We start from the raw sequence: 24,685 nt of genomic DNA on the forward strand, positions 1-24,685 counted from the left end.
AACAATGAATTCTCTTGCCGATATCTATTCCTCCCATCCCCGGGCGCTCGACCCCGTAAAGGCCGATGCCGGCAGCGTGGCCGAGGCCGATTTCAAGGCCCGTCACTGGTCCAGCCCCGTGCCCGGCCCGCTGAAGGCCGGCACCGCCGAGCACAAGCGCGCGGTCGCGCAGATGTTCCGCGAGACGTTCAATCCGTACAAGCCCTCGGTCATCGCGTGGCCCAAGCTGGACCCCGAGACGCTGAAGCGCGTGACCTCGCTGCCGATCTGGGACATCGCGGTGCAGACCGAAGGCAAGGCCCGCCTGCGCATGGCGGCCTATGCGAACATGCTCAGCGACCCGGACATTAAGGACGCGATGTCCCTGAATGCGTGGGAGGAGAACCGGCACAAGGAAGTCCTGTCAAAGCTGGTCGAGGCCTACGACATCAAGATGGCGCCGGAACCCCCCTACGTCGAGCCGACCGACGTGGAATGGGCCTATATGGTCACGGGTTTTTCGGAATGCGTCGACAGCTTCTTCGCGTTCGGCCTGTTCGCGCTGGCGCGGAAGTCCGGCTTCTTCCCCCCCGAACTGGTCGAGACGTTCGAGCCGGTGATGCAGGAGGAAGCCCGCCATATCATCCTGTTCGCCAACTGGCTGACCTACCATCGCGCGACGCTGCCGCTGTGGAAGCGCCCGTGGTTCGAACTGCGCGTGCTGGCGGTCTGGGCGTTCCTGGTCTACGAACGGCTGGACCTGGTGCGCACCATGGACGGTGACGGCAACGTGCATGAACAGGACAACAACTTCGCCGTGACCGGCGTCAAGGACGTTTCCAGCATCGATATCAGCCTGCGCGACCTGATGGGCGTGTGCCTGGAAGAGAACGAGCGCCGACTGGCCGGCTACGACCCGCGCCTGGCGCGGCCGAAGCTGGCGCCGAACATTGCGCGGTTCATCCGCTTCGTGCTGCCCAAGGCCTCCCGCAACGCGCAGGTCGGGCACGCTGCTTGAGCCACGTCGAAGCGGGGTCGGAAGCCCATAAGGACCTGTTCTGCCGTCAGTTCGTCGCCACCCATCAGGTTTTCGACCCCGAAACCCTGCCGTGGCCCGACCTGACGGACGAGGAACTGGCGCGCCTGCGCACCATCCCCTTCTGGCAGGAGGTGTACCACACCGAACGCCGGGCGGGGGCGATCGTGGATGCCTTCACCCCGCAGATCGACGACCCCGTGGTGCGCGAGGCCGTGGCCCTGCAGGGGCTGGAGGAAGCGCGCCACGCGGCGCTGATCCGCACGATGATCGACCGCTACGGCATCGACGCGACCGAACAGCCGATCGAGACGTTTCCCGCCGACCTGGAAACCGCGTTCATCGATTTCGGCTTTGGCGAATGCCTGGACGCGTTCCTGGGATTCGGCGCCTTCAAAAACGCGCGCCAGTCGCAGTTCCTGCCGGAAAAGCTGTTCGAGATCTTCGACGTGCTGATGTTCGAGGAAACGCGGCACATCGTCTTCTTCATCAATTACATGGCGTGGCGCGAGCGGCGGCGCGGGCTGGGCCCGGTGCGCCGCGCGCTGAAATCCACGCGCTTCTACGGCCGCGCGCTGGGGCGGCTGCTGGCCATGGTGCGGCGCGGGCAGCAGCCCAATGACGGCCGCGATTTCGCGGTGACGCAGGCCAACGTCTTCGTGGACGATTTCTCGTTCCGGCAGTTCGTCGAGGATTGCTATCGCGAAAACGCGCGACGGATGAAGGAATTCGACCCGGACCTGATGCAGCCCCGCCTGCTGCCCGCCATGGCCGACCTAGCCCTGCGCGGCATGCGCCTGTGGGACCGCAGGCGCCCGCATCTGCGCACCTCCGCACGGTAGAACCTTCACGCGACAGACCATTCGCGGATGGGGCTGGAACTCTGCCACGCCGCCGGTGTTTCGGCTGGCAGCGGGAGGGCGTGCCATGGCCGACCAACATCCAAAACCTGATGACGGAATCTTCCCCGATCCCGATATCCCGCCCCCTTTTCCGCCGCCCGGCGAGGAAGAGGACGAGGATGAAGACGACGAGGATGAAGACGAGGATGGCACCGGCGACGGCGCCGAGCCCCGGCCGCCGCTGATCAGGACAAGGGCGTTCCTTTTTGAAAGGAAGAACCGAAAAACGTTCGACCGGTTCAGGGATTTCATGCTGGGCGCATACGAAGACGTGAACGAATAAAAGTCTTTTTGCTTCTTTTTCTTCAGAAAAAGAAGGGAGACCCCCATGACCGGTCACCAGGACGGGCGCCTCGTTTCGCGCCTGCGGGTCGCCATGTTCCTCCTGGTGGTCGGGCTGTATTCCGCGTCATGGTCGCTGGGCTTCGTGCTGGCCTGCTGGGTGGTCGGGCGCGTCACCAGCGCGTTGGGGCCCTTTGCCACGTTTTCCACGCTCGCGGGCCTGTCCGGCCTGTCCGCCATGCTGCTGTGGTTCCTGCCGTTCAATGCGGTCTGGATCGGGCTGCGGATGGTAATCGGATTCTGCTTCGGCGGCCTGTCCGCCCTGGTCGAGGGATGGCTGATCGCGCGAACGGGCGCGAATGCCGCGTTTGCCAGTTACCTGGCCGTGGTGCTGGTGGCGTCGCTGGCCGGCACCCTCAGCCTCAACCTGCTCGATCCGCTGGGCGAGGCCCCCTTCGTGCTGACCAGCGCGGCCGTGCTGGCGTCGATCGTCCCGGTGTTCCTCGAGCGCGCGGCGCTGCCGCCGGCGCCGTTGGCGTTCCATGCGGAAATCGGGCGCGTGATCGCGCTCTCGCCGCTGGGCGCGTTCGGCTGCCTGGGCGCCGGGACGATCACCGGCGTGCTGGGCGGGCTCGGCCCCGTATTCGGCATGGTGGCGGGACTGGGCATGCACGGGACGACGCTGATGCTGGCCGCGAACACGCTGGGCGGTGCCGTGGCCAATACGCCGGTCAGCTTCCTGACCGCACGGATCGGCCGGCGCTGGCTGCTGACCGGGGTGGCCCTGCTGGGCGTCGCCGTGTGTATGCCGCTGGTTCTTGCGCCGCAATGGCCCCGCGCCGGGCTGATCCTGCTGCTGGGGGCGTTCGGCTTCGCGCAATATCCGCTGTACACTCTGTGCGTCGGCATCACCACCCTGCAGGCGCCCCACCGGCCGTCGGAACAGGTGGCCAGCGAAATGCTGCTGCTGTTCGGACTGGGAACCATCGCCGGTCCCATGATCGGCGGCCCGCTGCTGCATCGCGGAATCGGCTGGATGTTCGGGTTCATTGCCGTGACGTTCCTTGCCATCGGCCTCGGCGCTGCCGCGTGTCGGAGGATTGCGCGGTGAAGCCTTCTTTTTCTGAAGAAAAAGAAGCAAAAAGACTTTGATTCGTTCCGGGTCCCGGTATGCACCCGGCACAAAACCCCTGAACAGACCAAAAGTTTTTTGGTTCTTTTTTTCAAAAAAGAACAAACAACCCCCACCAGGGCACCCCTTCTTGCCAACACGTTCCCCCTTCGGCACGATCCTGCGGTCTGTCAACCGAAAGGGCACGTTCTTGAAAAGACTCCTCCTGGCCTCGATCGCCCTCTTTCCCGGCCTGGCGCACGCGGCCGAAGACCGGAACGCGTCCTTTCAGGCCCTGCTGGCGCAGCAATGGGAATGGCAGTTGCGCGAGAGCCCGGAACTGGCGACGACCATCGGGGACGACCGCTATAATGATCGCTGGTCCGACATGTCGCTGGCCCATGTCGCGGTTCAGGACCGCGCGCTGAAGGACTTCCAGACGCGGTTCACGGCCTTCGGAACGGCGGGATTGTCGGAACAGAACCGCCTCAGCCGCCAGATGATGCTCCAGCAACTGGCGATCGACCGGGAGGCGATCCGGCTGAAGATTTATGAAATGCCGATCGACCAGATCAATGGGGTGCCGTTGCAACTGGCTGGTTTCGTGTCCAGCATTCCGTTCGATTCCGTCAGACACTATCAGGATTACATCGCCCGCCTGCACGCCATTCCGGCGGTCCTGCAGGCGGTGGTCGACAGCGCGCGGGCCGGCATGGCGGACCATCTGATGCCGCCGCGCTTCCTGCTGGAAAAGGCGATTCCGCAATTGCGCGGCATCGCGTCCCCGGCCGGGACGGACAATGTGTTCGGACAGCCGGCCCTGCATTTTCCGGCGACGATTCCGGCGGACCAGCAGGCGGCGCTGCGGGCGCAGATCATCGCCGCCGTCGATCGCGAGGTCCGCCCGGCGTTCGAGAAGACGGCCGATTTCGTCGAAAAGGACTACGCGCCGCACGGCCGGGCGCAGGACGGGATCTGGGCGCTGCCCGACGGGACCGCGCGCTATCGCTTCGCCATCCGCCAGCAGACCACCAGCACCATGACCCCCGCCGCGATCCACGCCCTGGGCCTGGCCGAAGTCGCGCGGATCGAAAAGCAGATGACCGATGTCGCGCACCGGCTGGGCTTCGCGGACCTCGCGGCGCTACGGGCGTCGGTCCAGACCGACCATAAGCTGTTCGCGACCTCGCGCGAGGAAATCCTGGACCGCTACCGCACCTATATCGCCGGAATGCGGCCCGAACTGCCCAGGCTGTTCGGCACGCTGCCCAAGGCGGACGTGAAGGTGCAGGCGGTCGAAACCTACCGCGAGGCCGAGGCGCCGGACGCCGAATACCACCAGGGTACGCCCGACGGGTCGCGCCCCGGCATCGTGTTCGTCAATACCGGGGATTTCGCGCATCGCGACCTGTACACGATCGAGGACACCGCCTATCACGAGGGCATTCCCGGCCACCATCTGCAGATCGCCCTGGCCCAGACCCTGCCCCTGCCGCCTTTCCGCCAGCAGGGCAGCTATAATTCCTATGTCGAGGGATGGGCGCTGTACGCGGAACGGCTGGCGAAGGATTACGGGTTCTACAAGGACGCCTATAACGAATATGGCTGGCTGAACGGCGAACTGCTGCGCGCCGACCGGCTGGTTCTGGATACCGGCGTGCACTATCTGCACTGGACGCGCCCGCAGATGATCGCGTTCTTCCGCGCCCATCCATCGGAAAGCGAACCCGGCATGCAGGCCGAAACCGACCGCTACATCGCCTGGCCAGGCCAGGCGCTGGGCTACAAGCTGGGCCAACTCGAAATCCTGGATCTTCGCGCCAGGGCGCAGAAAGCGCTGGGCCCCAAATTCGATATCCGCGCCTTCCACGACGAAATCCTGGGCGGCGGCGCACTGCCGCTGGACATGCTGGACCAGCGAGTTACGCAATGGATCGCGGCCCAACGCGCCGCCCTGAAGCCGTCATGATTGGCGAAAACGCCGAAAGACCGCCGGCAGCCCATGTCCTGGAAGCGGACACTTACGCGAAGGATGTGGGCGTGTCATGGTTGTGTTCCGGACCTTTACCACAGACTATATGGTTATGAAGGGGAACTGGAATAGGACGTGTTTACAAGGCGGAGTTCAGACGTGAAGCTGTGTGTCTGACTCTAAGCAGCGATCTGTCGCGTGAGCGGATTGCTAAGAATGTGGGTATTGGCACTTCGACACCGACGAAATGGGTCCGGGATGCCTTGCGCCATGAGCCTGTGATGGCTGATGGCGCGCATCACAGAGCATTATCGTGTGAGAGTGAAATCCGCGTTGTCCGGGCAGGACGGTTCAGGGTGACGACACACAGCACGATACCTGCCGCTTCGCTATTCTTCAAGGAAATTCTATCAGAATATTGTCAGCGAATGTGTTTCGACGTCTATTTTGTGCAGGCGGTGATGCAGTTATTGATCCTTTTGCCTCGAGAGATTTCAAGGCGTCCTTGTAATTGCTGCGCAAGTATCTTTTTCCGACGTGATGGCGCTCGAATACATCGATCATTTTCAAGGTCATTCCGGAGAAGGTTTCGAGCAGCATTTTCTCGAGTTCATCAAGCGGACGCGCCAGATCGAACAGGAGAGTGAAGCGTCCCGGGTTTCCCGGAGGCCATTTGGTTTGAGTCACGCAGCCATATCGATGATCTCGAGGGCTGCATAGTAGTTGGCTTCGGCCTCGGCGGGTGGGATATAGCCGATGGGGCCAAAGAGGCGATGGTTATTGAACCAATCGACCCAGCGCAATGTTGCCATTTCCACGGCCGATACGGTCGGCCAGGAAGGCTGCCGCCAGATGACCTCGGCCTTGTAGAGGCCGTTGATGGTCTCGGCCAGGGCATTGTCATAGGAGTCCCCGACGCTGCCGACCGAGGGTACCAGATCGGCCTCGGCCAGGCGCTGGGTGTAATTCATGGCGAGGTATTGGACGCCCCTGTCACTATGGTGGATCAAGCCATCCTCGGGTCCGGGCCTGCGGGCATGGATCGCCTGCTCCAGGGCGTCCAGCACGAAGCCGGCGGTGGCTGACGTGCTGACCTTCCAGCCGACGATGCGCCGGGCATAGGCGTCGATCACGAAGGCGACATAGACGAAGCCGGCCCATGTGTGGACGTAGGTGAAATCGACCACCCACAGGGCATTCGGCCGGCTCAAGCGGAATGCGCGGTTCACCTTGTCCAGCGGGCACGGAGCCTTGGGATTGCTGATGGTCGTGACCGTCCTCTTCCCTCGCCGAATGCCGGCTAGGCCCATGGCACGCATCAGGCGTTCCACGGTGCATTTGGCCACCTCAATGCCTTCACGGCGCATCTGATGCCAGACTTTGCGCGTCCCGTAGAGCTTTGAACTGGCGTCATATACCCGCTTGATCTCGTCCTTCAGTTCGTCGTCGCGCCGGGCACGCGCAGGCCGCCTGGCGGGGTCCGCCAGACGGACAGCATGTTCGTGATAGGAGGATGGGGCAATCGCCAGTTCGCGGCAGATCGGCTCGATACCCAAGTCCTCGCGATGGGCGTCGATGAACGCCATCATCATTTCCCGCGGCGGTCGAGCTCCGCCATCGCAAAATACGCCGATGCCTTGCGCAGGATCTCGTTGGCGCGGCGCAACTCCTTGACCTCGCGCTCAAGTTCCTTGAGCCGAACGCGTTCGTCACCAGCTTGCCCCGCCGGTCCCGCTCGCCGCCTGGCCTCATCGCGGCACCAGCGGCGCAAGGTCTCCGCCGTGCAACCGATCTTGGCAGCAATCGATGTCATCGCAGCCCATTCCGACCCGTAATCGGCCCGATGCTCCCCAACCATACGGACCGCACGCTCACGGACCTCAGGCGAAAATCTCTGGCTCATCGTGTTCATCATAGCTCCTTCTCACAGATAGGAGCCTCCGCGAAACCCGGGACGCTTCAGGTCCTGCGTGAAACGTGATCTCTTCATGGCCTGTCTCCGGTTGGACAGACCTTACTCAAAAACGAGGGCATTCCACGGGGCAGGGTCACGACTTTTCCGGTGCAGTGTCATGCTTCCGTGCCGGCTCGTTGCGCATGGCATCGTCCGTCTTACGGTGGGTCCGGGATGGAATTCAGGCTTCGCCGCTGGGGCGCTCCGGCGGGAGGCAACGCCGTATTAATCGCGGCTTCGTTATGCATGGGTGGTCGGGGACGTATCTTGACTTGCCTTGTCCTCGGAGTGCCAGAAACATTATGTTAAATATGACTCTAACGGACGAGAAGGATATCAGCTATGCGAAATGTTGCCACGCTGGCGGTCGTCGCCGCCCTGGGCTTCGCGCCCTCGCTGTCGCAGGCGGCGTCGCTTCATGCGACGTGGGAGAAGTTCAAGGCCGAGCGCGCGCTCCATCATCTCTCCCATGACGGGGAGCAGGCCCTGACCGATATCGTGACGGCTCGGCAGCTTGTCGCGCAGGGAAAAGTCGATCAGGCGGTGCCGCCGCTCTATGACGCGCAGAAGCGCCTGGAAGCGGCGCGTAAGGCCGAAAAGCGCTACAATGTGGCGGAAAGCGCGCTTCAGCCTGCTCCGCAGCATCCGCTGCCGTCGAACCATCCGGTGACGAGCACGCCGATCGACTGGGTTCCGGTCGGCGGCGCGTTTATCGCCAGCGATATTCTGTCACCTGAAAAGAAGGCCGCGGTCGCCAAGGCCAACGATCAGTTGAAGGCCGGCGACAGCAAGGGCGCCGCCCAGACGATGCAGGTCGTTGGCGAGGATGTCGATTTCATTGTCGCGCTGGCGCCGTTGGATCAGACCGAGGGTGCGGTCAACCGGGCGACAGTGTTCGTTGAGGGACGCCAGCCGGCCCAGGCGGCCGAGGCGCTGGATCAGGCCCTGAACGGGCTTGTCTTCGTGTCGCAGGATTTTATCGAGACCCTGGCCCCGGCTGCCCCGGCTGCCCCGGCGAAACCGACGCAGCAGAAGAAATGATGATCATCGTAGTCTGATGTGATCATGCCCCTCTTCACAGGTCATTCGGTCTGTGAAGAGGATGGCGGTTGAAGCCGGTGTATAGCAGTGCGCCCGTCGCAATGCCCAGGAACCAGGATACCGCGTTGATGGCATCCTGCCCCGGGAGGGTGCCGGCCGGCAGCAGGGCGGGGGGCAGCAGCAGCAGCAGGGTCAGGCCGGTAGCCGCCAGGGCGGACGGGCGCCAGCCCCGCCGGCCCGCATAGAGGCCGGAGAATGAGTAGAGCTGCGCGAGGTCGATCGTCTGGCGGCGGACCAGATAGTAGTCGGCCAGCATGATCCCGGTGATGGGTGCCAGCACCGCCGAAAGCAGGCCGAGCAAGGCGAAGACCGTCTGCGGATGGTCGAACCACAGCCAGGGGGCGACGAACAGGCCGAGCAGGATGACCGTGATGCACGCGCGGTCGAAATCGAGCCGGCGGGGGAACAGGCTGAGCAGGTCGTAGGCGGCGGGGACGATGTTGCCGGCGACGTTGACTGACAGGGCCGCGACGATGATCGTGATGCCGCCGGCGAGCGTAAGCGGTGTGTTGTGGATCCGCATCAGGATTTCGACCGGGTTCCAGATCGGTTTTCCGAACATCACCAGGGTGGCCGAGGTGATGAGAATGCTCATGGGCGTGAAGATGACGGCGGTGACCGGCAGGCCGATGAGCTGGCCAATGGCCTGGTCGCGCTGCGAGTGGACGAAGCGGCTGAGGTCGGGGATGTTGACCGCGAACGATGCCCATATGCCGATGATGCTGGTGACGGCGGCCCCGCCCTTGAGGAACAGGGCCGACCCGTGCAGCGTGGACGGGATGGCGAAGAGTGGGCCGGTGCCGTGGCAGATCCTGATGGCCCAGAGGGCGGCGGCGCCGGCGACGACAAGGACCAGCGGGCCGGCGACCAGTTCGAAATTGCGGATGCGGTGTATGCCACGGGCGGCGACGAGGGCGTGCAGGCCCCAGATCATCGCCACCGCCAGCCAGGGGCCGAGCGCCGTGCCGTCGGGAAGGTGCAGGCTGCTCCAGTCCGGCCACAGGCTGGCGGCGATGGCGTCGAGCGCCTGCGAGGCCGCATAGGACTGGACCGAGAACCAGAAGATGGCGACCACGGCGCGGATGGCGACGGGGATGACGGCGCCGCGCGGGCCGAAGGCGGCGCGGATCAGGACGCAGAAGGGAATGCCCCATTCGGTGCCCGCGCGGGCATTGAACCACATGGCGACGAACAGCGAGCAATAGGCCGTCCAGACGATGAGCAGGCACTGCATGGCGGAGAAGCCGATGGCCATGAGGCCGGCTGCGGCCTCGTAGGCGACCACGTTATGGACCATGCCCATCCAGACGGCGGCGAGGGTGATCCATGTCCAGTCCCGTTTCTGCCGGGGCAGGGGGGCGATGTCGGGATTCCACAGCAGGGGGTCGCGGGCGGTCTGGGTCGTGTCCAGCATGGGATCTTTTCCGGTTGGGCCCTGCGCTGGAGCCATCCGACCGGATGGCTCCATACGGTCGGACAGGGATGCTCGCCAGGGCACCGATCCGGGGGGGGGCATGTCCGCGAACCGGTGGGAATGGATAGGCCTCTAGTTCTTGCGGCGGGTGGTGCGGGGGGTGATCTGCCGGGAATGGGCGGCGATGGTGTCGGCCAGCGCCTTGACGGGGCCTTCCAGCGCTTCGGTCTTGCCGATGACGATGAAATCGACATCGGCCGTTTCGGGCAGGTTTTCGGTGACGGGCAGCGACCGGTCGTACTGGCGCAGGAACGAGGATTGCGCGGTGACGCCGTAGCCGGCGCGGACGGCGGCCAGCAGGGCGGTCAGGTTTTCGGAGGTGAAGGCGACGTACCAGGGGATTTCCGCCGCGTTGAGGCATTCCAGCGCGAGCTGGCGGGTGATGGCCGGTTCGGGGAACACGACGAGGGGCAGGGCGGTGCCGGGTTCCCAGTTGCCGAACCAGGTCAGCGGTTCGCGCCAGATGGTGGTGCCGCGTGCGTCACCGATTCGGCGCTTGGTGCAGAGTAGGTCGACCGAGCCGGTATCGAGATCGTTCTGCAGCGAGCCGCTGAGGCCGACGCGCAGATGGACATCGACCTTGGGATATTTCTCGCGGAAGATGCCCAGGATTTCCGGCAGCCGGGTCATCGTCAGGTCTTCTGAGATGCCGAGGCGGATATAGCCGCGGATGACCGAGCGGTCGAACCAGGTCAGCGCCCGGTCCTGCGCCGAGAGGATGTCACGGGCCAGCGCGATCATCATGTGGCCGTCCTGCGTCAGGGTGACCTGCTTGGTGCTGCGGACCAGCAGGGTGCGGTTGACTGCCTGTTCCAGGCGGCTGACATGCTGGCTGACGGTGGACTGGACAATGCCGAGACGCCGGGCGGCGGAGGTGAAATGCAGCGTTTCCGCCACCGCCAGAAAGGAGCGGAGTTGCTGGGGGTCGAGGTCTCGGGCGTCTTCCATGATGGATTCCTGTTTCAGAATGAGGCCTTCATTTCAGGACGATGACGGACGAAGGTCCAGACCCCGGCTTTCCACCCGCCGAGGACGGGGCGCAGTTCGCGCACCGCCGTTGCCGGGTCCGGGGCGTCGATCAGGACGATATCGGCGGGGGCGCCTTCGGTGATCGCCGCGGGTACGCCCAGTGACGAGGCGGGGGACGTGGTCAGCATGTCCCAGATCAGGGCCAGGTCGGCATCGGTCGTGGCGCCCGTGATGTTGGCGAACAGGTTGCCCATGCGCAGCAGGTTGCCGTCGCCGAACGGGGTGAAGGGGTTGACGATGTTGTTGGTGGCCAGCGCGCAGCGCCCGCCCATGCGGGCATAGCGCATCAGCGGGGCCATGCTGCCGCGCATGAGAAACAGGTCGGTGGCGGGCAGGGCCGTCAGCATGATGTCGGCCGCCAGCAGGCCGTCCAGAATGGCGGTCTGCTCGTCGGTCGGCAGGATGGACAGCTTGGTGGCGTGGCCGATGACGACGCGGCCCCGATAGCCGGTTTCCAGGACGTGGCGGATCAGGAAGGGCAGGGCGCTGGCAGTGGGGTCGAGGTCGAAATCGATGTGGAAATCGGCGTCGCAGTCGTGCCGGGCGGCCAGGGCGAGGATACGGCGGATCTGTTCCTGCGGGTCCGGGTCGGTATAGGGGCAGCCGCCGATGCTGCGGGCGCCCAGGCGCAGGGCTTCCTCCAGCAGGGCTTCGCCGTCCGCATGCTGGGTCAGGCCGTCCTGGGCGAAGGCGCACAGGCGCAGGTCGATGGCGTGGCGGGCTTCCTCCGCCAGGGCCAGCAGGCCTTCCAGGCTGCGCAGACCGGCGGCGTGATCGACCTCGACGAAGCTCTGCATGACCGTGGTGCCGTGGGTGATGGCATCGCGTAGCACGCGGGCGCCGCGATCGTGCACGTCCTGCACCGTGAAGGTGGCCTTGAGTTCGGTGATCTTGCGGATGGCGGCGGCAAGGCTGGCGTCCTCGGTCCCGCAGCGATGCAGGGTGGCGGCCTTGTCGAGATGGATGTGGCTTTCGACGAAGCCGGGGAATGCCAGGCAGCCGCCGCCGTCATGCTCGACGGCGGCGGTGCGGGGGATGTCGGGGTGCAGGGCGGTGATGCGCCCCGCGGTGACGCCGATATCGAGCGGCGCGGCGTGGGGGGTAAGGCGGACGTTCCGGATAATCAGGTCCATGAGGTGCGATAGCCTGTTTTCATTCTTCTTTGTTTTGACCCGATTGCCCGGGCCAGGAGGGCGTTCTTGCGAGTGTCCTCCTAGAATTCGGTCGAAAGCTGGGCGGCGACGGTGAAGCCCGCGCCGATGATATAGGTCGGCGCACCGGCGGCGTCGATGATGGTGCCGTTGACGCCGCGTGTGGACCGCGCGTTGGGCAGGACGGAACCCAGGCCGGCCAGGTAGTGCGTATTCCATAGATTGACGAAATTGAGCTGGAATTTCGGATGCTTGATGTAACGGTAGGACGGTAGGTAGACGCCGATCGTCATGTCGCCATGGGTCTGGGCGGCCATTTTTTCATCGTTCATGAAAGTGGAGTATTGGGATGAGAGATATTTGAGGCCAAAATTTCCGAAAAACAGGGAATCGTCATAGGACAGACCGAAGGATGCCTGGAAGCGCGGGCTTTGCACGGCTGTCTTGCCCTTGGTTGGCAGGTAGTCGTTTCCGACCCTGAAATCGTTGTCGATCGTGGTGTGCAGATATTCGAACGAGGCGTAGGGGCTGAAATGCATGAAGGGAACCGTGCCGAGTTCGATATCGACGCCGCGCGAGGTCTGCCCGCCCTCGTTGATCGTGGTGGAGACGGGCAGGTTGCCGACATAGGTCTGCGTGGCGATCTGCCGGTTGGTGAAGTTATAGTTGAAGAAGGTGACGCTGCCGAGGACCTGGCGGCCCTGGTAGCGGTAGCCGATTTCCTCGGCGATGGAGTATTCGTCCTTCTGCTGCCCGGCGCCCAGCGATGTGACCTGCCCGGTGGCGGGACTGGTGCTGCCGAAGAAACTGGTGCCCAACGGCGCGCGGAAACCGGTGGTGACGTTGAAGAACAGCTGATGTTCGTGGTTGAAGTCGTAACGGACCATCAGGCGCGGCAGCGGCTGGAAACTGTTGTCGTGGATGCGGTATTCGGTGCCCGGAATGTGGTTGGTGCCGACGCGGTCGACCATGACGGCCTTTATGCCGCCGGTGATCTGCAGATGATCATGCAGCAGGCTGAGCCGGTCGTTGAGGAAGATGCCGTTGACCTGCGTCATGAGGTTGTAGTCGCCCGAGCGCAGCGGGCGGCCGTTGGCCATCATGACCGTGGGATCGGTGCCGCGCGGGCCCTGGGGCGCGCCGCTGGCCGTGACGGGCGTGTAGTCGATCCAGTTGGAGAAATCGTCATATTCGTACCAGTTTCCCAGCGTCAGGGTGTTTTTTCCCTGCGTCCAGTTGAGCTTTTCGACGAAGCCGGTACGGTAAGGGGAGTTGAGGTATCGCTGGACGGCCGGAGCCTGGCCGCCGCTGGCGCCGGGAAGGGTGGAGCCCGGGGATTCGAACTGGTTGCCCCAGTAATAGCCGCCCGTGGGCAGGGTTGTGCCGCTGAGAGCGCCACCGGAGCCGTGAAAGAAATAGGGCTCGACATCCGCCGTGAGGTTTCTGGCCAGGCGGAAGGTCGAGGGAAGGCCGATATTGAAATCTTCCCACGGGTTCTGGTACATCCGCCAGTAGGCCGAGTTGGCGGCGGGGGATCCGCCCTGGATGTAGGTGGGGCTGTAATAGTTGGACCGTCCGGTGGCGTTCCACTGTGCGAGCGTGGGTTCGTAGTAATTGGAAATCGTCTGGTGCGCCCAGGTGAAGACGGCCGCGACGCGGTTTCCCTGCCCCCATTCCTTCAGGAATTTCGCGTCGATGTGCAGGCGGCGGTCGGTGCCCGGGCCGGTGAAGTGCTGGTCGTAGAAATCGGAAAAGGACATCCAGCCCCGGATGCCGGTATGGCCGATATCGCCGGTATTGATACGGATGAATTCTTTCTTGGCATCCCACGTGCCGAACATGGAGGATGCGTAGCCGCCGAACTGATGCGACGGGTCGATGGTCTTGAAGCTGACCTGACCGCCGAGATCGACATAGCTGGGGGTGTCGATGGGTGACGAGCCCTGGGTGATCGACGCGCTTTGCAGGTTTTCGGAATCGATGAGCTGCGACGGGTAGATGGTGCCGTTATTGGGATCGTTTTGCGGCGTGCCATCGACCATGAAGCCGATTTCCTGCTGGTTCAGGCCGCGCAGGGTCATGGTGACCTGATTGCTCATGCCGAAGGCGTCGGACGTTGCGACGTTGGCACCGGGCATGTTCTGCACCAGGTTCAGCGCGCCGGCGCTGGCCACCTGTTTGGTGATGTAGGCACGATCCACGGTACTGACCGAGGCTTCGGCATGGGTACGGACCATCTGGCCGGAGCCCGATGCCTGCCGCAGGGTACGGACGACCGATATGGATTCGGACGGGGCTGCCGCCGGATGGGCTGCCGGATGGGTCTTGGGCTGCGTCGCGGCGACGGCGGAAATCGGGATGATCGAGACTGCGCAAAGAAGAAGGGAAACCCTGAAGGAAATCGGCTTCATGCTTTTTTCATTCCTGTTTCGTATCATATTGGGCATCGCGCAGCGGCCCGTTTCCAGGCGCCATGGCGCAGCGGGAAGGATATGGACGGGCGTTTCAGGAGCCCGATCCAGCGTTGAATAATTTCAATACGAAATCATATGTCACCCACTTATCGCGATGTCAAACTGATTCCGGGATGAGAATGTTCCTGATGGGGAATGTGCGATGGCGGGGCCGGACGGGCGACGGCGCGCATACGGTTTTGCGTTCGCGCGGGGATGGATGCCGGCAGGCTGGCTTCTGCATTGATCCGGTGCGTGCCGGCGGAAGGTAGCGCCTTTGGGGCGTGACGCGGAGCGCGGGACTTGCCAAGATCGGGGAATGAACGCCTATCCCGCCGATTTTCCGACCGTGCATCCCGCCGGTATTCTCGACACCCGCGAGGCGCGGCGCGCGCGCGGGTTGGCCTTGCGCAAGACGTTGCCGCGCGGGGGGCATGCCGACTGGTCGCCGCCGGCGGGGCGGGCGGATCCGGTTGCCGTTCTGGAGCGCCAGGGGGCCAGCCGCATCGCCAGCCTGCTGCCGGTGCGCTATGCGCGCATGGCGGCCTCGCCCTTTGCCTTCCTGCGCGGGGCGGCGGTGGTCATGGCGGCGGATCTGGCGCAGACCGCCTGGGCCGGGCCCCGGGTGCAGAGCTGCGGCGACTGCCATCTGGCGAATTTCGGCAGCTATGCCTCGCCCGAAGGGGTGCCGGTCTTCGACATCAACGATTTCGACGAAACCCTGCCGGCGCCCTTCGAATGGGACATCAAGCGGCTGGGGGCGTCGCTGGTGCTGGCGGGGCACGAAACCGGCCTGTCCGACGACGCGGCGCGCGGGCTGGCCGTGGCGGCCGCCCAGGCCTACGCGGGGGAAATGGCGCGGCTGGCCCCGCTGACGCCGCTGGAAATCTGGACCCACCGGATCGACCTGGGGGCGGCGATCGACGGGTTCGCCAGCAAGCGCGTGCGCCAGCGGGTCCAGGCCCTGCTGGCCGCGCGGCTGGACGCCGCCCGCCGCCATTTCGGCCTGGTGGCGGACGATAGCGGCGCGCCCACCCTGCAGGAAAAGCCGCCCCTGGTGATGCGCCTGCCGGAAAACGACGATGCGGTGCGCAGCGCCTTCGCCCGCTACGTCGCGACCCAGCCGCCGGAGCGCGGCATCCTGCTGACGCGCTACCGCCTGCGCGACGTGATCTTCAAGGTCGTGGGGGTGGGCAGCGTCGGCACGTTCTGCGCCATCGGCCTGTTCGCCACCGCCGACGGCGACAGCCTGCTGCTGCAGATCAAGGAAGCGCAGGATTCCGTCCTGGCGCCCTTCGCCGGGGCCTCGGCGTTCCGCAACCAGGGCCAGCGCGTGGTCACCGGCCAGCGCATCATGCAGGCGGCGCCGGATGCCTTCCTGGGCTGGACCCACACCGCCGGGCAGGACGAGGCCGAGGATACGGCCCATGCCCTGTCGGGTGCCGGGCGGCAGTTCTATGTCCGCCGCGTGAAGGATACGCGGCTGGCCGCCATCGGGACCGAGATCGCGCAGGAGGGACTGCCGGATTACGCCCTGCTGTGCGGCCGCACGCTGGCCCGCGCCCACGCCCGCACCGGCGATGTGGTGGCCCTGGCGGCCTATCTGGGGCGCGGACGATCCTTCGCCGACGCGATCGGCGGCTTTTCGGTGCTGTATGCCGAACAGACGCGCCGCGACTGGACCTTGTTCAAGGCGGCGATCGCGGCCGGGCGGTTGCCCTGCTGGTCCGGCACCGCACCCGGCGGGAATGGCGGCGGCGGTCGCGGCGCGGGGGGCGCCGGCACCGGCAGCGGGGCCTGACCATGGCGCGGCCAGGCATGATTCGGCCAGGCATGATCCGGACAGGCATGATCCGGGCCGGCATGGCGGCGGCGGTGCGGCGGGCGCGCACGGCCCCCCGCGCCCTGGTATCCGGCGTCTGCGCGCCGGGCGGGGCGCGCGACGTGGTGGCCGGCGTGACCCTGGCCTCGATGAACATTCCGCAGGTGCTGGGCTATGCCGGCATTGCCGCGATGCCGGCCGTGACCGGCCTGTATACCGTGCTGCTGCCGCTGGTGGCGTTCGCCCTGCTGGGGTCGTCGCGGCATCTGGTGGTGGCGGCCGATTCCGCCACCGCCGCCATCTTTTCCAGCGGCCTGGCCGGCATGGCGGCGGCGGGCAGCCCGAAATACGTGGCGCTGGTCGGCACGGTCACGTGGCTGGTGGCCGGTTTCCTGTTCGTGGGGCGACTGTTCCGGCTGGGATTCCTGGCGGATTTCTTTTCGCGCACCGTGCTGGTGGGGTTCCTGGCCGGGGTCGGGGTGCAGGTCGGCATCGCGATGTCGCGCGACATGCTGGGCGTGGCCGCGACCGCCCATAACCCGGTGCGGCAGTTGCTGCAGGTCGCGGACGGGCTGCCGCACGCCCATCCGCTGACGGTCGGGCTGTCGCTGCTGGTCGTGGCGGTCATCATGGGGGGGCGGCGGCTGGTGCCGCACGCGCCGCTGGCCATGGTCGCGGTGGTGGGCGGCATCCTGGCCAGCCGGGTGCTGGACCTAGCGGGGCGGGGGGTGGCCGTCATCGGTCCGATCGCGGGCGGCCTGCCGTCGCTGGGGCTGCCGGACGTATCGTGGAACGAGATGGTGGCCCTGCTGCCCGTCGCGACCTCGTGCGTGTTCGTCATCATCGCGCAGAGCGCCGCGACATCGCGGGCTTTCGCCCTGCGCGCTCATGAGGAGGTGGACGAAAACGCCGATATCCTGGGCCTGTGCGCCGCCAATGCCGCCGCCGCGCTGACGGGCGCCTTCGTCGTGAACGGCAGCCCCACCCAGACGGCCATGGCGGTGCGGGCGGGCGCGCGCAGCCAGCGGGCGCAGGTGGCATTCGCGCTGGTCACGCTGGTGGTGGTGCTGGTGCTGACCGGGCCGCTGCGCGACCTGCCGCGCTGCGTGCTGGCGTCCATCGTCTTCACCGTGGCGGTGGGGATGATCGACTGGCGGGCCATGTGGGCCATCCGGCGCGAAAGCCCGGGCGAATTCGGCCTGGCCATGGTCACAGCCGCCGCCGTGGTGGGGATCGGGGTGGAACAGGGCATCTTCCTGGCCATCGCGCTGTCGCTGTTCCGCCATGTCCGGCACAGCTATCGCCCGCACACCATGGTGCTGCGGCAGGACCCGGTGACCGGCGCGCTGGAGACCGAACCCGTCGCCCCCGGCAGGCAGACGGAACCGGGGCTGGTCGTCTATCGCTTCGGCGCCGACCTGTTCTACGCCAATTGCAGCCGCTTCACCGACGACGTGCACCTGCTGATCGATCATGCGCCGGCGCCGGTGCGCTGCTTGATCGTCGATGCCAGCGCGATCACGGACATCGATTTCTCCGCCGCCGGCGCGCTGCGCGACCTGCTGGCGGACTTGCGCAGGCGGGGCATCGTCGTGCTGTTCGGCCGGGTCAGTTCCTATCTGCGGGCCGACATGCAACGGCACCGCATCCTGTCGGCCGAAGACCCGAACGCCAACTTCGCCGCCCTGCATCCGGCGCTGGCGGCCGGGCGGGCGATCGTGAAGGCAGCCGGGGCCTGACCTGTGTCCGTGACACGTGCGTCGCCGGAGGAATCACGTTTGCACGACGCCCTTGCGCCCCCGGCGCGCGATGAACACGTGCCCTGCACCATCATGGAAAAGGGCGCGTGTCATGCGTGTACGGGACATCATGACGGCGTCGGTCGTGGGCGTCGCCCCGACCGATCCGCTGGAAAAGGCGGTGGGGCTGATGCTGGAGCACGGGATCAGCGGCGTGCCGGTGCTGGGCGTGGGCGGCCACGTTGTGGGCGTGCTGACCGAGGGCGACCTGCTGCGCCGTAGCGAGCTGGATACCGAACCGGGCCGGTCCTGGCTGGGGGACTGGCTGCGCTCGCCCGGGCGGGCGGCGTCGGATTACGTGCGGACCCACAGCCATCGCGTCATCGACCTGATGTCGGACAGCCCGGTGACGATCGCGCCCGACGCCACGCTGCGCGAGGCCGTGGACATGATGCTGGCCCACCGGGTGAAGCGCCTGCCGGTGATACAGGATGGCCGGATGGTCGGCATCCTGTCGCGGGCCGACCTGCTGCGGGCGCTGATGCGCGCTGCCTCCGGCCCCACCGAAACCGTGTCCGACGTGCAGATCCAGAACGAGATTACCGAGGAATATCGTCGCCAGTCCAAATGGGCGGGCGAGGATTTCATCCATGTCGCCGTTCAGGACGGGGTGGTGGAACTGACGGGCACCATCCTGGACGAACGCCTGCGCGTGGCCGCCCGCGTGGCGGCGGAAAACACCCGTGGCGTGACCTCGGTCATCGATCACCTGGAGGTTGTCGAACCGATGACCGATGGCGCGATGCCGATGAGGATCTGACCCGTCAGGATTTCAGCGTCGGGCCCGCGGGGGCGGCGTTGAAGCCCAGGCGGCCCAGATACGCCAGGCGGGTGGCGGAGACGATGTCGCCGATGCGGCCGTCCACGATGCGGGCGTAACCCGACACGGCGGTATCCACCAGCGCCGAACCCACCGCGACCCCGGCGAAGAGGGTGCCGGTCTCGTCACGCAGATGCCAGACGTCGCCGCGGATGCACGCATCTTCATTGTAGCGAAAACCGGGGATGATATCACGAAGGATCGGGGCCAGCAGGTCGGTGACGTCCAGCGCGTTGCGCACGAAGGCCCCGCATTGCTCGTCGGGGATGAAATAGCCCACCAGGTCGCCCTGCAGCATCATCAGGCCGGGGCGGGCCCTCCGGCTGTCCGTCACGCTGCGTGTCCGCACGACGATCCGCTGCGCGTCGGACCCGTTTTCCGACGTCACCAGCAGGGTCCCGACCGGATTGGCCAGCAGGTCGGGCGTTACGCGCATGCGCGATAACGGGATGCTTGCCAGGGTCATCATAATTCTGGATCTCCTTGATCGAACAGGATCGCGCGGGCACGCGCTGTTACTTTTTGTTTCGAAATGACAATAATTCTGCGAAGCAGCGTGGACGGGATTGCGCGGAAGGGCATCGGGAGAAGCTGAAACGTTTATTCGATCTGTTTTTCCATGCAGCAGAAGGCATCGTGCCTCGTACGCCTGTGGAAGGTCGCGGCGGCATTCCGAACCGGCCGCCCCGCGTTCACGTCATGGCGAACGGCAGCCCTGTCCTGTCCGAAAGATGGGATGGCCGAGGAACGGCGGGGGCGGGGCAGCATGGCGCGGGCAGTCCGGCGCGTGCCGGAACCAGGGGCATGCGGCCGGCCATCCTCCCTGCGGCGTCTGTCGGTCGCGGCATCGCGCCGGGATATCGGGCGGGTCCTGGGGTGATGCCTGTCTCGGTCGCATTCATGTTCGTGGTCACTCGACGTCACTGCCGGGGGCGGCGCAGCCTAAACCGTTAACGCGCGCAATGGTTGCATTGCGCCGCAACGCTATATGATGGCGCGACCGCGTCCGCGTGGCGCCATAGCAGGAAACACACTTCATGACAGACCGCCTCCCTCTCGCCCCGGTGACGCTGGCCGGCGACCTGGTCCAGCTTGTTCCCCTGTCGCCGGACCACCATGACGGGCTGGTCGAGGCGGTGTCGGACGGCGCGCTGTGGACGCTGTGGTACACCAGCGTGCCGGACCCCGAGGGCATGCGGGCGGAAATCGACCGGCGGCTGCGCCTGCGCGACCAGGGATCGATGCTGCCCTTCACGGTGATCCGTCGCGCGGACGGGCGGATCGTGGGCATGACGACCTTCATGAACATCGACGCCGAAGGTCCGCGTGTCGAAATCGGTTCCACCTGGTACGCGCGCAGCGTCCAGCGGACCGGCCTGAATACCGAGGCCAAGCTGCTGCTGCTGGCCCATGCCTTCGACACGCTGGGCTGTCTGGCCGTGGAATTCCGCACCCATGTCCTGAACCGGCAGAGCCGCCAGGCCATCGAACGGCTGGGCGCGCGGCTGGACGGCATCCTGCGCTGGCATGTCCGGGCCAAGGACGGCACGGTGCGCGACAGTTGCGTGTACAGCATCACCGCGCCGGAATGGCCCGCCGTTCGCGCGCACCTGCGGTTTTCCCTCGCCGCGCGGGCGTAACCCGGGTAAGGCGTCCCCTCGACCGGGCAGGACGCGTGTCATATGCTCGTCTGGGACTTCATGGGGATGAAGCGGGCCACGAGATCGGCCCTTCGATCGGGGACGGGACGGGGACAGGTGCGGGGGCACACGCGGGATTTCAACGAGATCATGGCGCTGGCCGTTGCGGGCAGCGGCACCGGCATCTGGGACCGCGACGTCGTGACCGGCGAAATCCGCTATTCCGACGGCTGGGTCGAAATCCTGGGCTATCGCCCCGACGAGGTCAGCACACGGGTCGAGGAGAGCTACGACCGCGTGCATCCCGATGACCTGGCCTATGTCCAGGCGACGATGGACGCCCATTTCGAGGGCCGCACCGATTTCTACGAGGCCGAATACCGGCTGCGCTGCCGGGACGGCGGCTATAAATGGGTGCTCAGCCGTGGCCGCGTCGTCAGCCGCGATGCCCGGGGCAGGGCGCTGCGGATGGTGGGCACGACGACCGACATCAGCTCGATGCGTGCCCTGGCCGAGCGGCTGCAGCAGAGCATCGAGCTGATCACCAACCTGACCAACCAGGTTCCGGGCCTGGTGTTCCAGTGCCTGCGCGCGCCCGACGGCACGGCCCACATGCCCTATGCCAGCGCTAGGATCGACGAGATCTATGAACTGACGGCGGAACAGGTGGCGGTCAGCACCATCCCGGTCCATGAGCGTGTGCATCCCGACGACCTGGAGACCTATCGCGCGACGCTGGCCGCGGCTGCCGCGACGCTGACGCCCTGGCATTGCGTCTTTCGCGTGCTGCTGCCGGAGCAGGGCCTGCGCTGGCGGCAGATCGACGCCCATCCGACCGGCCTGCCCGACGGGGGCACGCTGTGGTACGGGCTGGTGGTGGACGTGACCGCGCGCAGGCGCATGGAACAGGAACTGCACGCCCTGGCGCGGGTCGATCACCTGACCGGCCTGCCGAACCGCCGCGCCTTCACCGAAGGAATGGAACAGGCCTGGCAGATGCTGCGCGGTGGCGTCAGCCGGGGGGGCGCGGTGCTGATGATCGACATCGACCGGTTCAAGACCATCAACGACCGGTACGGCCATGCGGCGGGTGACGCGGTGCTGCGCCATGTCGCCACGGTGCTGATGGCCACGCTGCGCGCCACCGATTTTACCGGCCGCATGGGGGGCGAGGAATTCGCCGCCTGCCTGCCCGATACCGGCCTGGACGAGGCCGGCCGCATCGCCGAGCGTCTGCGCCAGGCGATTGCGGGCACGCCGGTCCCCTTCGAAAGCCACAGCATCGCGCTGACGGTCAGTATCGGGATTTCGAAGATGCGCCTGGCCGACGCCGGCGGCGACGATGCGCTGTCGCGGGCCGACATGGCCCTGTATTCGGCCAAGGAAAACGGCCGCGACCGCGTGGCTTTCGCGACCCTGGAAGTCGAACGGGGATAGGGTACGTTTTTTTCGTATCGGCGGTCTTTAACGGCGACGGAATCCGATTACATTCCCGTTCTGGCTTGAATATTTCCGAAAAAAGGAAAATTCCCAGATAAGGGGAGGCCGTTCATGAGACAGGTTGTCCGCCCGCGCCGTCCGGGAAAATGGGCTCGTGGCGGAGCGACGCCGCTGCTGGATCAGATCGGCATCGTGCTGCTGATTCTGTTCTCCGCCGCCTGGCTGGTCGTGCTGCTGATCCTGGGTTGATCAGGTGTGCAGGGGTGGCAGGCGTTGAAGCGCCCGGGCTGTGAATGATTCGGCCCGGGTGGGCGACACAAAGCTGTTACAAAATCAAGTGCGATTCCTCTCCGTCCGTTTCTTTTATGGCAACTGGCGGAAAACCGCCATTTCCCGGCCGGATCGGGCCGAAGGGTCGCCCGGCCTTATCCACAGATTCCGGGGGTACCTGTCTGGGTAACTCTGTGGATAGTTTCCGGCGCGGCTTGCGGCAGCACCGCCGCCGTCTCATTTCCCGGTTTGTTCCGGCAGGTCGTCCAGCGGGCGGTACATGATGTGGCAATCCACCCGCCCCAGCGTGGCGTGGCGATAGGCGCCCGGCACGGTGCCCACGATGATGAAGCCGTGTTTCCGCCATAGCCGCACCGCTACATGGTTGCTGGCCACCACCGCGTTGAACTGCATGGCGGCGAAGCCCATCCGGCGCGCCGCGGCCAGCGAATGCGCGCACAGCGCCCCCGCGACCCCCTGGCCCCGTGCCTCGGGGGCCACGATATAGCCGGCATTGCACACATGGTCGCCCGGCCCGCCGGCGTTGGGCTTGATGTAATAGCTGCCCAGGATGACCCCGTCGCGTTCCGCGACATAGGTGGCGCGCGGCAGCGCCGCCCACAGGCGCCAGCCTTCCGCGCGGTCCATCTCCGGGTCCCAGGCATAGGTTTCGCGCGCCTGCACCACGCCGCGCAGGATGGGCCAGACCGCATCGAAATCGGACGCGGTCATCAGCCGGATCTGGTGGGGCACGGGCATTCTCGGTTCCTTGGTCGGTGGGCCGGCCCGATGGGCGGCGGCGAGTCGTATGCCGCAGGATAAGGCGGATCGGCTGCCGGCCGCATGGCTCCAGACATATTTTGATGCAAATCAATTGCAATTCGGATTGGAATCGCTATTGATAATAAATCGCATCAACGGTTTCCCACAAGGAATGTCATGTCGCAGCGGCCGGCCCCCCTGCTTCCCACTGCGTCACGTCGTGCCCGGGTTCCCTGGCCGGCGCGTGCGATCGTCGCGGCGGGCTGCCTGGCGCTGGGCGCCTTTTCGGTCACGCGGGCGCATGCCGTCCCGCCGACGATCAATCTGGGCAACGCGGCCGAGGCCGAGGATGATGCGTCGTCGGGCGTCTTCGGCTTTCTGTCCAACTGGCGCCGCTCGGCGAATTTCCTGGGTAACATGTGGGGACTGCGCCCCGAACTGGGCAAATACGGCGCCGTCCTGGCCGTGCAGGAAACGTCGGAGGTCTTCGGCAACGCCACGGGCGGCAACCGTCGCGGGGTCGATTATGACGGCCTGACCCAAGCCGTGCTGCAGATCAACACCCAGCGTGCCTTCGGCTGGTACGGCGGCACGTTCAACGTCAGCATGGAACAGATCCACGGCCGCAGCCTCAGCCAGGACAATCTGCAGGCGCTCCAGACCATCAGCGGCATCGAGGCCGACCGGTCCACGCGGCTGTGGGAATTGTGGTTCGACCAGAAATTCCTCGACCAGCAGCAGCTCGACATCAAGATCGGCCAGCAGAGCCTCGACCAGGAATACATGATCAGCAGCAACGCGCTGATCTTCGCCAACACCATGTTCGGATGGCCGATGGTGCCGTCGGCCGACCTGCCGGGCGGCGGTCCGGCCTATCCGCTTTCGGCGCTGGGTGTGCGCGGGAAATACTGGCTGGCGACCCCGCTCTATGTGCTGGGCGGGGTCTATAGCGGTAGCCCCACCCGCGCGCTGTCGGGCGATCCGCAGCAGACGAACGCGTCCGGCACCAGTTTCCCGCTCGATCGCGGTGTCATGGCGATCGCGGAAATCCAGTATGTCTATCCCGCGCTGGGCGCCATGGTCTCGCCGGATGACGAGCAGCCGCTGTCGCATGTCTATCGCCTGGGCGGGTGGTACGATTCCGAACCGTTCGCCGACCAGTATTACGACAATACCGGAACGCCCCTCGCATCGCCGGCCAGCAACGGTACGCCTGTGAATCATCGCGGTGCCTTCAGCTTCTATGCGGTGATGGACCAGATGCTATGGCGCAGCCATGTGGACCCCAACCGCACGATCAACATGTTCGGCCGCGCCATGGGCACGCCGCAGGCCGATCGCGTGCCGGTCGATTTCAGCCTGAACTACGGCGTGACGATGAAGGACCCGTTTCCTTATCGAACCGACGACACGTTCGGGCTCGCCATGGGCTACACCCATGTCAGCAGCGCGCTGGCGCGCTATGACCGTGCGGTCCACCAGTATACGGGCGTCTATTCCCCGCCGCAGGGCGGCGAGACCTATGTCGAGGCGACATACCAGTACCAGTTCACCGGGTGGATGCAGTGGCAGCCGGATTTCCAATACATCTTCAATCCTGGCGGCGGCATCCCGAATCCTTCCCATCCCGACCACCATATCCATAACGAGCTGGTGCTCGGCTTTCGCACCAACATTGCGCTTTGAGT

The 24,685-nt window shown here is 65.6% G+C and carries 21 protein-coding genes and 1 other annotated feature; of the genes, 13 read left to right on the forward strand and 8 right to left on the reverse strand.

Annotation, left to right across the window (positions count from 1 at the left end):
• Positions 1–4 precede the first annotated feature (4 nt).
• From GDIA_RS12640 to GDIA_RS12660, 5 genes are all read left to right on the forward strand, one after another.
• Positions 5–997 carry a ferritin-like domain-containing protein gene (locus GDIA_RS12640; RefSeq protein WP_012223919.1) on the forward strand — a complete coding sequence of 331 codons (993 nt, stop codon included), beginning with the start codon at positions 5–7 and terminating at the stop codon, positions 995–997.
• Positions 994–1,857 (forward strand): hypothetical protein, encoded by an 864-nt coding sequence (locus GDIA_RS12645; RefSeq protein WP_012223920.1) that lies wholly within the window; start codon positions 994–996, stop codon positions 1,855–1,857. The genes GDIA_RS12640 and GDIA_RS12645 overlap by 4 nt, the downstream gene beginning before the upstream one ends.
• A gap of 85 nt (positions 1,858–1,942) precedes the next feature.
• Entirely contained in the window at positions 1,943–2,200 is a 258-nt protein-coding gene (locus GDIA_RS12650) for a hypothetical protein (protein ID WP_012223921.1), read from the forward strand.
• 45 nt (positions 2,201–2,245) lie between these two features.
• Complete coding sequence (locus tag GDIA_RS12655; RefSeq protein WP_012554382.1) at positions 2,246–3,310, forward strand: MFS transporter; 1,065 nt, start codon at positions 2,246–2,248, stop codon at positions 3,308–3,310.
• A 211-nt stretch (positions 3,311–3,521) separates the two neighbouring features.
• Positions 3,522–5,279 (forward strand): DUF885 domain-containing protein, encoded by a 1,758-nt coding sequence (locus GDIA_RS12660; protein ID WP_231854216.1) that lies wholly within the window; start codon positions 3,522–3,524, stop codon positions 5,277–5,279.
• Between the two features lie 399 nt (positions 5,280–5,678).
• On the opposite strand, the gene GDIA_RS19250 is transcribed toward GDIA_RS12660, so the two are convergent.
• Together GDIA_RS19250 and GDIA_RS12665 are read right to left on the reverse strand one after the other, a co-directional pair.
• Positions 5,679–5,969 carry a hypothetical protein gene (locus tag GDIA_RS19250; protein ID WP_144880446.1) on the reverse strand — a complete coding sequence of 97 codons (291 nt, stop codon included), beginning with the start codon at positions 5,967–5,969 and terminating at the stop codon, positions 5,679–5,681.
• A protein-coding gene (locus GDIA_RS12665; protein WP_157864216.1) for an IS3-like element ISGdi14 family transposase occupies positions 5,966–7,194 on the reverse strand; the annotation gives its coding sequence in 2 pieces (ribosomal slippage) (positions 5,966–6,906 and positions 6,906–7,194; 1,230 coding nt in all). Before GDIA_RS12665 ends, GDIA_RS19250 begins: the two co-directional genes overlap by 4 nt.
• Positions 6,799–6,913, reverse strand: a sequence feature (AL1L pseudoknot). Its footprint overlaps the gene before it by 115 nt.
• 384 nt (positions 7,195–7,578) lie before the next feature.
• Between GDIA_RS12665 and GDIA_RS12675 the strand changes: the two genes are divergently transcribed.
• Complete coding sequence (locus GDIA_RS12675) at positions 7,579–8,277, forward strand: YfdX family protein (protein WP_012554383.1); 699 nt, start codon at positions 7,579–7,581, stop codon at positions 8,275–8,277.
• 34 nt (positions 8,278–8,311) lie between these two features.
• Here GDIA_RS12675 and GDIA_RS12680 read toward each other — a convergent pair whose 3' ends face one another.
• The 4 genes from GDIA_RS12680 to GDIA_RS12695 form a co-directional block, all read right to left on the reverse strand.
• A complete protein-coding gene (locus GDIA_RS12680; protein WP_012554384.1) occupies positions 8,312–9,751 on the reverse strand; it encodes an NCS1 family nucleobase:cation symporter-1 in 1,440 nt (479 codons plus the stop codon).
• 132 nt (positions 9,752–9,883) lie between these two features.
• Positions 9,884–10,759: a LysR substrate-binding domain-containing protein gene (locus GDIA_RS12685; protein WP_012554385.1), complete on the reverse strand. Its 876-nt coding sequence runs from the start codon at positions 10,757–10,759 to the stop codon at positions 9,884–9,886.
• A gap of 14 nt (positions 10,760–10,773) precedes the next feature.
• Entirely contained in the window at positions 10,774–11,973 is a 1,200-nt protein-coding gene (locus GDIA_RS12690) for an amidohydrolase family protein (RefSeq protein ID WP_012554386.1), read from the reverse strand.
• 80 nt (positions 11,974–12,053) lie between these two features.
• A complete protein-coding gene (locus GDIA_RS12695; protein ID WP_012554387.1) occupies positions 12,054–14,402 on the reverse strand; it encodes a TonB-dependent receptor in 2,349 nt (782 codons plus the stop codon).
• A 361-nt stretch (positions 14,403–14,763) separates the two neighbouring features.
• Between GDIA_RS12695 and GDIA_RS12700 the strand changes: the two genes are divergently transcribed.
• The 3 genes from GDIA_RS12700 to GDIA_RS12710 all read left to right on the forward strand — a co-directional run bounded on the left by GDIA_RS12700 (position 14,764) and on the right by GDIA_RS12710 (position 18,825).
• On the forward strand, positions 14,764–16,245 hold the full coding sequence (locus tag GDIA_RS12700) for a DUF2252 domain-containing protein (RefSeq protein ID WP_012554388.1): 1,482 nt from the start codon (positions 14,764–14,766) through the stop codon (positions 16,243–16,245).
• A 32-nt stretch (positions 16,246–16,277) separates the two neighbouring features.
• Complete coding sequence (locus GDIA_RS12705; RefSeq protein ID WP_244410098.1) at positions 16,278–18,005, forward strand: SulP family inorganic anion transporter; 1,728 nt, start codon at positions 16,278–16,280, stop codon at positions 18,003–18,005.
• 112 nt (positions 18,006–18,117) lie between these two features.
• On the forward strand, positions 18,118–18,825 hold the full coding sequence (locus GDIA_RS12710) for a CBS domain-containing protein (RefSeq protein WP_012554390.1): 708 nt from the start codon (positions 18,118–18,120) through the stop codon (positions 18,823–18,825).
• 4 nt (positions 18,826–18,829) lie between these two features.
• Here GDIA_RS12710 and GDIA_RS12715 read toward each other — a convergent pair whose 3' ends face one another.
• Positions 18,830–19,354 (reverse strand): hypothetical protein, encoded by a 525-nt coding sequence (locus tag GDIA_RS12715; protein ID WP_012228329.1) that lies wholly within the window; start codon positions 19,352–19,354, stop codon positions 18,830–18,832.
• A gap of 568 nt (positions 19,355–19,922) precedes the next feature.
• On the opposite strand from GDIA_RS12715, the gene GDIA_RS12720 reads away from it, so the two are divergent.
• From GDIA_RS12720 to GDIA_RS19455, 3 genes are all read left to right on the forward strand, one after another.
• On the forward strand, positions 19,923–20,525 hold the full coding sequence (locus GDIA_RS12720) for a GNAT family N-acetyltransferase (RefSeq protein WP_012554391.1): 603 nt from the start codon (positions 19,923–19,925) through the stop codon (positions 20,523–20,525).
• Between the two features lie 117 nt (positions 20,526–20,642).
• Positions 20,643–21,962, forward strand: a complete 1,320-nt coding sequence (locus GDIA_RS12725) for a sensor domain-containing diguanylate cyclase (RefSeq protein WP_244410100.1) — start codon at positions 20,643–20,645, stop codon at positions 21,960–21,962.
• A 114-nt stretch (positions 21,963–22,076) separates the two neighbouring features.
• Positions 22,077–22,214, forward strand: coding sequence for a hypothetical protein (locus GDIA_RS19455; protein WP_012228333.1), 138 nt, complete (start codon positions 22,077–22,079; stop codon positions 22,212–22,214).
• Positions 22,215–22,472: 258 nt separating this feature from the next.
• Here the strand turns inward: GDIA_RS19455 and GDIA_RS12730 are convergent, their stop codons facing one another.
• On the reverse strand, positions 22,473–22,994 hold the full coding sequence (locus GDIA_RS12730) for a GNAT family N-acetyltransferase (protein WP_012554393.1): 522 nt from the start codon (positions 22,992–22,994) through the stop codon (positions 22,473–22,475).
• Positions 22,995–23,174: 180 nt separating this feature from the next.
• On the opposite strand from GDIA_RS12730, the gene GDIA_RS12735 reads away from it, so the two are divergent.
• On the forward strand, positions 23,175–24,683 hold the full coding sequence (locus tag GDIA_RS12735) for a carbohydrate porin (protein WP_012554394.1): 1,509 nt from the start codon (positions 23,175–23,177) through the stop codon (positions 24,681–24,683).
• The last annotated feature ends 2 nt before the right edge of the window (positions 24,684–24,685 follow it).

Source organism: Gluconacetobacter diazotrophicus PA1 5 (assembly GCF_000021325.1).
Taxonomy (GTDB): Bacteria; Pseudomonadota; Alphaproteobacteria; order Acetobacterales; family Acetobacteraceae; genus Gluconacetobacter; species Gluconacetobacter diazotrophicus.

Bases quoted from the DNA above. Each gene is read 5' to 3' on its own strand.
- GDIA_RS12640 (WP_012223919.1), top strand. From the start codon at position 5: ATGAATTCTCTTGCCGATATCTATTCCTCCCATCCCCGGGCGCTCGAC.
- GDIA_RS12650 (WP_012223921.1), top strand. From the start codon at position 1,943: ATGGCCGACCAACATCCAAAACCTGATGACGGAATCTTCCCCGATCCC.
- GDIA_RS12655 (WP_012554382.1), top strand. From the start codon at position 2,246: ATGACCGGTCACCAGGACGGGCGCCTCGTTTCGCGCCTGCGGGTCGCC.
- GDIA_RS12675 (WP_012554383.1), top strand. From the start codon at position 7,579: ATGCGAAATGTTGCCACGCTGGCGGTCGTCGCCGCCCTGGGCTTCGCG.
- GDIA_RS12680 (WP_012554384.1), bottom strand. From the start codon at position 9,751: ATGCTGGACACGACCCAGACCGCCCGCGACCCCCTGCTGTGGAATCCC.
- GDIA_RS12685 (WP_012554385.1), bottom strand. From the start codon at position 10,759: ATGGAAGACGCCCGAGACCTCGACCCCCAGCAACTCCGCTCCTTTCTG.
- GDIA_RS12690 (WP_012554386.1), bottom strand. From the start codon at position 11,973: ATGGACCTGATTATCCGGAACGTCCGCCTTACCCCCCACGCCGCGCCG.
- GDIA_RS12695 (WP_012554387.1), bottom strand. From the start codon at position 14,402: ATGAAGCCGATTTCCTTCAGGGTTTCCCTTCTTCTTTGCGCAGTCTCG.
- GDIA_RS12700 (WP_012554388.1), top strand. From the start codon at position 14,764: ATGAACGCCTATCCCGCCGATTTTCCGACCGTGCATCCCGCCGGTATT.
- GDIA_RS12705 (WP_244410098.1), top strand. From the start codon at position 16,278: ATGATCCGGACAGGCATGATCCGGGCCGGCATGGCGGCGGCGGTGCGG.
- GDIA_RS12710 (WP_012554390.1), top strand. From the start codon at position 18,118: ATGCGTGTACGGGACATCATGACGGCGTCGGTCGTGGGCGTCGCCCCG.
- GDIA_RS12715 (WP_012228329.1), bottom strand. From the start codon at position 19,354: ATGATGACCCTGGCAAGCATCCCGTTATCGCGCATGCGCGTAACGCCC.
- GDIA_RS12720 (WP_012554391.1), top strand. From the start codon at position 19,923: ATGACAGACCGCCTCCCTCTCGCCCCGGTGACGCTGGCCGGCGACCTG.
- GDIA_RS19455 (WP_012228333.1), top strand. From the start codon at position 22,077: ATGAGACAGGTTGTCCGCCCGCGCCGTCCGGGAAAATGGGCTCGTGGC.
- GDIA_RS12730 (WP_012554393.1), bottom strand. From the start codon at position 22,994: ATGCCCGTGCCCCACCAGATCCGGCTGATGACCGCGTCCGATTTCGAT.
- GDIA_RS12735 (WP_012554394.1), top strand. From the start codon at position 23,175: ATGTCGCAGCGGCCGGCCCCCCTGCTTCCCACTGCGTCACGTCGTGCC.